This is a genomic window from Halorubrum distributum JCM 13561, from assembly GCF_000337395.1.
GTDB classification, from domain to species: Archaea; Halobacteriota; Halobacteria; order Halobacteriales; family Haloferacaceae; genus Halorubrum; species Halorubrum distributum.
Genome location: NZ_AOJF01000011.1, coordinates 1 through 1,165, shown reverse-complemented (window position 1 = coordinate 1,165; position 1,165 = coordinate 1). Strand labels below are relative to the sequence as shown.

Annotated in this window: 1 pseudogene; it reads left to right on the top strand. The window is 66.9% G+C overall.

Features of this window, described 5'->3' with window-relative positions:
- Positions 1 to 159: 159 nt before the first annotated feature.
- A pseudogene (locus tag C470_RS00470) lies at positions 160 to 1,165 on the top strand (hypothetical protein); the annotation flags it as partial.

Here is a 1,165-nt window from a genome sequence, read left to right as displayed (position 1 = left end):
AATAAGTACGACAAGCTCCAGGTGTCGCGCGAGGAGGTCGTCGTCGAGGAACCGATCTACGGCCTCGACAGCGCCCAGGAGGGCGAGCCCGTCATCATCACTGAGGGTATCGCCGACGCAATCACCGCGCACCAGAACGGGATTCCGGCGCTCTCGCCGGTGACGACCACGTTCAAGAAGAGCGACCGGGGGGCGCTCCTCGACGCCCTGGAGTCGTACAGCGTTCCAAGGGTCTACATCGTTCAAGACGCGGAGGCGCCCGCCTCCTCGCACGACGAGAACGACCGGCTCACGTTGCCTCAGTACGGGGAGGGGATTCGTGGCGCCGTGTCGACAGCCGCGTTCCTCGACGACGAGGGCGTCGACGCCCGTATCGCGGAGCTCCCGCGCCCTGGCCTCTCGAAGGTCGACCTCGACGACTATCTCATCGAGTGGGGCGGCGACCTCGCTCCCGTACTCGCCTCGGCGACGCCGGCGACCGAACACCCGGCGTACTCGGACCACAAGAGCGGTTCCAACACTGACTTGGACCGGGAAACCTCGACGGTGTCGAGGTCCGACGACCGCTCAGCGCTGTTCGACCTCGACATCACCGACGTCACCGGTCTCGACGAGGGCGAGCGGGGGACGAACCCGCTGGGACACCACGGCGAGAGTGAGGACTACTTCGTCGTCATCAGCGACGAGCTCGCGACGGACCACAAGTACGGAGCGAGCTACAACGCGCTTACCTCCCTCTTGGTAGAGGCCGGCGAACGCCGGCCCGACGCCCCCGACGGGAGCCTCGACGACGAAGAGGTCTTCGCGGCCTGGAGGCACGCCAAGGACGAGAGGTACATCAACCGAGAGGACCCGGTCCCGTATCGTGGTCTTCTCGGTGTCGCCGTTGCCGACGGCCTCGTCGACGCCGACGATCTCGTCCGCCGCGATAGCGAAACCGGGAGCGTCGTCAACGAAGAGGAGGACCACGACGGGGCTACCTACCGAGCGCTCCCGGCAGGCGCGTACAACCAGGTACTCGACCATATCGCCGAGGAGTACGGCGTCGAACCCGGTCGCGAGGCGGCAACTGGCGGAGACGACGACACCGAGGAATGGCGCCAGGACCCGCGAGAAGTCTCCGCGACTGTCGACGTTCGTCGCGCGTGGGACGCTGCCGGACGGG